Raw genomic sequence first — 5,932 nt, 5'->3', positions numbered from 1 at the left:
CTTTCCCGCACCGCAGCAAACGAGCAAAGCCTGACAAGAAAGGCACTCGCGCTCAGTTCGGTACGCCTCTCTCTGCGCCAGCAACACGTTGTTTTTCAACAATATCGGCTCTTTGCCGAGATTGCGGGATAGGTGTGCCCGGTAAGTCGCTGCTTCTGGCCGCTCAAAAAGTTTGACACATCCGTGATGTCGACATGTCCGCACATCAATCTTGATGAAGGTGCAGATCAAAGATCAACTCATTGGTTCCCTGCTGAACTCTCAGATCATCTTGATTGAAAACATCAAACTGAAATTCAATGATCCCGCGTTTTCCCGATGTCGTAATGCGTTTTGAGACGACGATCAGATCAGCCCGGATCGTGTCACCTGCGAAGACGGGTTTCTCGAACCGCCAGTTCCACCCGAGCGACGCCAGGCCATCGGGTTTTGCTTGAGACTGAAACTTGAGCCCATCAACCACTGGCAGCACAAGTGGGGCTGATCACTTGAACCAAGCAGTCTAAGTCATGGCAACCGATTTAAAGGGTCCAGAACCTAGATTGGCCCGTGGAAACACAAGCCACTGAAAAAACAGGTGGCAAAGCACAGGCTATTTCCCGCAAAGCAAAGATAATCAGGCCTACTACCCGTCTGTCGCCCGGGCAAAAAAGGTGCGTGAAATCGTGTTAAGTACCTATTCTCGCCTCGCGTCATCGCTCAACCACTATCATTCGGCGGTCAACAAGGCCGCGGCACTAATGGTGTCGACCCAAATCTGTGATAGGTGGCGGCACGAGCGTCAATCGCTTAACGACTGTAACAGGTCCAAGCCGGAATCTGCATGATCGTCAATCCAGACACAAAAGCTTGCGACATATCCTTGACACATTCGGGCGCGCGTTACGGGCTATACATCTGAACCAAAAACCACTATCGCCAGATCTTTCCCGGCAATTGGTGACCTATGAATGATTTCTCTGCCCTCCCGAAAACCCTGTCCGCAGCTCTGTCCCAAAAAGGCTATAGCAACTTGACGCCTGTACAAGAGGCTGTGTCAGATGAAGCGCTGGCAGGAAAAGATCTGCTTGTCTCTGCGCAAACCGGTTCCGGCAAGACCGTGGGCTTCGGGCTGGCGATGGCGGAAGAACTTCTCGACAAGCACGGCCGTTTTGACCGACCAGCAGCGCCTTTGGCCGTGGTCATCGCACCCACGCGCGAACTGGCTCTGCAAGTGCGGAGAGAATTCGACTGGCTGTTTGCCGAAGCCGGGATCGTTACTGCATCGGCTGTCGGTGGTATGGATGCGCGCACAGAGCGCAGGGCGCTTGAACGCGGCGCACATGTCGTAGTCGCCACACCTGGGCGGCTGCGCGATCATATCACACGTGGGGTGATCGACCTGAGCGATCTGCGGACCGTCGTCCTCGACGAAGCCGATGAAATGCTGGACATGGGGTTCGCCGAAGATCTTGAATACATCCTTGATCAAACGCCCGAAAACCGGCGCACCCTGATGTTCTCTGCCACTGTTCCACGAGGCATTGCCAGGCTTGCCCGGACCTACCAGAAAGAGGGTGCGCAGCGGATCAAGGTCGGAAGCGCAGATGTCCAGCATTCGGATATAACCTATAGTGCCTTGAACGTAGCTCCGTCGGATATTGAAAAAGCGATCATCAATTTGCTGTGTTATCACGACGTTCAAACCACGATTGTGTTCGCCAACACCCGGTCTATGGTGGCGCGTCTGACCGCGAAACTTTCCAATCGGGGGTTTTCTGTCGTCTCACTGTCAGGGGAACTCAGTCAGGCAGAGCGCACCAACGCGATGCAAGCCCTGCGTGACGGGCGCGCGCAGGTTTGCGTTGCGACCGACGTGGCCGCCCGCGGCATTGATCTTCCAGGGTTGGAGTTGGTGATCCATGCGGATCTGCCCTCAAATGCGGAAACTTTGTTGCATCGCTCTGGACGGACAGGCCGTGCCGGACGCAAGGGAACATCCATTCTGATCGTGCCGGCTCGGCAGCGTTCAAAGGCACAACGATTGCTGAAAACCGCCAAGCTGGAGGCCGAATGGGGCGCACCACCCTCAGCCGATGAGGTGTTTAAACGGGAAGAGGAACGCATCATTTCCAATCCCGCCCTGGATGAGCCGCCAAGTGCTGAGGAAACGGCTTTTGCCGAGCGGCTGCTCAGCGGAAGAACTCCCGAGCAGATCGCCGCAGCCTATATGCGCCTCTACCGAGAGCGCCACTCGGCACCCGAGATCCTTGGAACGGCACCAGAGTCTGGAAAACGCGACACTGATCGGCGCGCGGCGTTTGGGCCAAGCACATGGTTCTCACTTTCTTTGGGACGCAAACAGCGTGCGGAGCCGCGTTGGTTGCTGCCAATGCTGTGCCGCAACGCGGGTTTGTCCAAAGACGCTATCGGCGCAATCCGCGTTCAGTATCAAGAGACCTTTGTCGAGATCGCCAATGATGCTGTGCCCGCAATGAAACAAGAACTGGGCGCTGATCTCATCATAGAACAAGGTGCGACGTTGACCGAGCTGGTGGGCACACCAGATTTCGATACCTCGCCCAAAGGACCGCCTGCAGCCCCACAATCATCGGACGAGCCCGCCAAATCCCGAGGGCTTGATTCAGGCAAACCGTCGAAAGCTGTGCCTGGCTCCGAACGTTCTGACCAAGATGTCCGGACTGCATCCGAGCGCCCTAAGAGCAAAGGAAAATCTGCGGCAGGTACGTCGAACAGACAAGCAAGCGAAGACAAGAAAAAACGGGACTCGGCTCCGCAAGCGCGACCGACGCGTGAGCGCGGAAAGGCCAAACCACAGCCCGTCGCAATGGATAAGAAGCGACAAAAGCAAGATAAGAACGCTTCTGACACATCCAAATCTCTGAAAGCACAAAAGGCGCGTTTCAAGACCGACACCAAAGACCAGAAAGCGCCGCGTTCGAAAAGCAAAAACGGCAAGGGCGGAGAAGCAAGGCCTTTCCGCAAGCTTTCAAAGAGAAACTGAGCGCTCGGGCAAGAGACATTCATCACGGACACCGGTACAGTGGCGCATCGTCCTAGGCGGTCCTTAATCCTTCCACCCAATCCGCTTGAGGGCGAAGGACACGGACGGCCAAGAGCAGACATGGATCGCGTTCAAATGCGCATCGATGTTTCTTCGCAAGGCGGACTTTCATGTGTGTTATCAGGCTCTCTGGTGAATTTCATGTCGAGTTAGCTAAATGCCACAACAACGCAGTACTCACTCGCGTCGTCAGGGAACTGGTGACCCGGTCTTCTCTGATCGTGGCGCTGTTCGGAACCAACAAGGACTCATCTTGCCCCGATGATGAGCACGCGTCGATCATCAATGCGATCGCGAGTGGTGACCCGCAATCTGCGGTAGACAGCATCCAACACCACCTTCTTCACGTTAAAAACAGCCTGGATCTGGAGAAAACCCAAAAGGTTGAACCTGATCTGGCTAAGATACTCACCGGACGCATGTAATTGGTTCTGTCACAAACTCCGTCCGAACAGGATCGTTGAACTAAAAGGGCATTCTGGCCGGGCCTTTCTGAAAACGTGCCGCCGAAGGAATCCGAGCGATCCGTGCAATACGGTCGCTTCCCGGCACGCGACCAGCCCGTCACTAAGGACAATAACCTGTTCGTCATGGCAGGGCACCGCCAACAATCTGGGGCTGCTGAAAACTCGGCAGCCCCATCGTTTCGGAACAAGTTGGAAACGGCGTTACTTCCCGCGATAAACCAGCCAGTCCGGCAGAATTGCGAGCGCGCGGATCACCCAGGAAAACGGCGCCGGGAAATCCGTGCGGAAACGGCGCCTTGTCATGGCCTTCAACACACGGGTCGCGGCATCTTCGGGCGTCATCAACATGGGCATACGGAATTTGTTTTTCAGGGTCAGGCGGGTCTTGATGAAACCGGGATTGATCAGACGCACAAATACTCCGCTGTCTCTAAGATCAAAACGCATGGTTTCGGCTAGGCTGATCAATGCAGCCTTGCTGGCGCCATATCCGATCGCGGCGGGAAGACCGCGATACCCCGCCAGCGATCCGATCAGGGTAATGTCGCCCCGATCCTGCGCAACCATCCTTGGCACCACTTCGCCCAGGACACGCATCGCCCCGGTGAAATTGACATCCACCATGGTCAACGCGGTTTCGCTGTCCCACTCTGTTGTGCCCATGGGTTCGTAGGCGCCGACATTATAAATCACACCGTCCACATCACCCGCCGCCTGCGCCGCGCGACGCACGGAGTCGCCATCGGTCACGTCCAGCGCAAGCACGGTTGCACTGGTCAACTCGGCATTCAGGGTATTCAGTCGCTCGCGATTACGCGCCGACAAGATCAGGTGCGCACCTTCTGCGTCCAGTCGCTTCGCCAGGGCTCGCCCCAATCCTTCGCTAGCTCCGATGAGCCAATATGTCTTGTTTAGGAAATCGGTCATTTGCCGACGTCACCTAACGGCTGGCTTTCGCTTATAAGAGCCGCGGGCGCAGGGCGTTTCCGAAGAAACGGCGCGCGTTTCAGATACAGGATCGCCGCCTGCCAATGGATCAGCGCCAAAACCCGCACCGCACCCAAGGGTCGGCGGACGGCGGCCCAAAGGAGCGACCTGTTTGTTGCCGCACGCCGCTCTCCGGATAGCGTAGCCAGAACGCCCTGGTCTTCATTTTCAAAGGAAATGCGAATGTCGATCCGTGTGTCACTGAAGCCGAAATTGAACCGGTAGTGACCAGCAATTCTCTGAAACGGAGACACGTGCATGAGTTTCTCGGCAACCAGAGTGTCACTACGTGCGATCGGGCGAAATCCTTCGTGTGCGCAAAAATAGCAATGTCGCTGGCCGAAGGTGCTATTAACCTCGGCAACAAAGGCCCTCGGGGTGCCATCAACCAGCGCAATCCAAAAGCTGACCGGGTTGAAATGAAACCAAAGGAAGCTTGGCTGGGTCAGAAGCAAAAGTTGTGCGTCCTTGGTTCGTAACCCACGCTCTTGCAGAACCTGCTTGAACCACGCCAACCCGCGCCCGTCACCCCGTGTTCCGCCATGCTGACGATCCCACAGTGACCATAGATTGAACCGGTTTCGCGACAATAGCCAAGGCGCCTTAACACCAAGATCGGTCAACACAAAATCGACACCGTAGCTGAAGGTGTTCTTCAGCTTTCCGCGTCGGGCATGCAGGGTTTGGGCCTGAATATGTTCCAGCATCATGTGTCCTATACGCGGCTGCGCGGCTCATGGATCAGAACGCGTTGAAAACTATTCTCGTGCTTTTCTGATCCAATTTGACCGGCGCCGCGTAACAGCCTCATAACGTTGTAAAGATGAGGACGGCATGTTCGATCAGATTCACGGCCCAAGAAAGAAAATCGCAATTGTCGGCGGTGGTATATCGGGCCTCTCGTCCGCCTATTATCTGGCGCCCTACCATGACGTCACCCTGTTTGAAGCATCCCCGCGTCTAGGCGGGCATGCCCGAACCGTGATGGCGGGCAAGAACGGCGACCAACCGGTCGACACCGGTTTCATCGTGTTCAACTACGTAACCTATCCCTACCTGACGCGGCTGTTCCGTGATCTCGACGTTCCGGTGATCAAGAGCGTGATGAGTTTCGGCGCCAGCATCAATGATGGCTGGCTGGAATACGGTCTGAACAACGTGGGATCGATCACTGCGCAAAAACGTAACCTGCTGCGACCGCAGTTTTACAAGATGATTGCGGACATCATTCGCTTTGGAAAGCGTGCCGAGGCTGCCGCTACGGATGACAACAAGACCATTGGTGAACTGGTCGAGGAGCTGGGCCTCGGCGATTGGTTCCGCAACAACTACCTGATGCCGATGTGCGGAGCGATCTGGTCAACCCCGGTTGAAGATATAGACCAATTCCCGGCGAAATCGCTGGTACAATTCT

6 protein-coding genes are annotated in these 5,932 nt (G+C 55.8%); 3 read left to right on the top strand and 3 right to left on the bottom strand.

The window, feature by feature from the left end; all coding sequences use genetic code 11:
- Positions 1 to 205: 205 nt before the first annotated feature.
- The gene (locus AC2FNC_RS19815; protein WP_480555763.1) at positions 206 to 472 is read right to left on the bottom strand and encodes a MaoC family dehydratase; all 267 of its coding nucleotides are present in this window, start codon (positions 470 to 472) and stop codon (positions 206 to 208) included.
- A 540-nt stretch (positions 473 to 1,012) separates the two neighbouring features.
- Here AC2FNC_RS19815 and AC2FNC_RS19810 point away from each other — a divergent pair.
- Positions 1,013 to 3,004 (top strand): DEAD/DEAH box helicase, encoded by a 1,992-nt coding sequence (locus AC2FNC_RS19810; protein ID WP_496716419.1) that lies wholly within the window; start codon positions 1,013 to 1,015, stop codon positions 3,002 to 3,004.
- Positions 3,005 to 3,174: 170 nt separating this feature from the next.
- Positions 3,175 to 3,489: an FCD domain-containing protein gene (locus AC2FNC_RS19805; protein ID WP_480520751.1), complete on the top strand. Its 315-nt coding sequence runs from the start codon at positions 3,175 to 3,177 to the stop codon at positions 3,487 to 3,489.
- A 243-nt stretch (positions 3,490 to 3,732) separates the two neighbouring features.
- On the opposite strand, the gene AC2FNC_RS19800 is transcribed toward AC2FNC_RS19805, so the two are convergent.
- Together AC2FNC_RS19800 and AC2FNC_RS19795 are read right to left on the bottom strand one after the other, a co-directional pair.
- Entirely contained in the window at positions 3,733 to 4,458 is a 726-nt protein-coding gene (locus AC2FNC_RS19800) for an SDR family NAD(P)-dependent oxidoreductase (RefSeq protein WP_480555759.1), read from the bottom strand.
- Positions 4,455 to 5,225 carry a DUF1365 domain-containing protein gene (locus AC2FNC_RS19795; protein WP_480555810.1) on the bottom strand — a complete coding sequence of 257 codons (771 nt, stop codon included), beginning with the start codon at positions 5,223 to 5,225 and terminating at the stop codon, positions 4,455 to 4,457. The genes AC2FNC_RS19800 and AC2FNC_RS19795 overlap by 4 nt, the downstream gene beginning before the upstream one ends.
- A gap of 127 nt (positions 5,226 to 5,352) precedes the next feature.
- On the opposite strand from AC2FNC_RS19795, the gene AC2FNC_RS19790 reads away from it, so the two are divergent.
- Positions 5,353 to 5,932: FAD-dependent oxidoreductase (locus AC2FNC_RS19790; RefSeq protein ID WP_496716417.1), on the top strand; the 580-nt coding region annotated here is incomplete at its 3' end.

This window comes from Ruegeria sp. BHSA123, from assembly GCF_059613425.1.
The sequence above is the reverse complement of the archived record's forward strand: the minus strand, read 5'-3'. Positions and strand labels throughout refer to the sequence as shown.

Coding starts and splice junctions, on each gene's coding strand:
- AC2FNC_RS19805 (WP_480520751.1), top strand. CDS start 3,175: ATGTGTGTTATCAGGCTCTCTGGTGAATTTCATGTCGAGTTAGCTAAA.
- AC2FNC_RS19800 (WP_480555759.1), bottom strand. CDS start 4,458: ATGACCGATTTCCTAAACAAGACATATTGGCTCATCGGAGCTAGCGAA.
- AC2FNC_RS19795 (WP_480555810.1), bottom strand. CDS start 5,225: ATGCTGGAACATATTCAGGCCCAAACCCTGCATGCCCGACGCGGAAAG.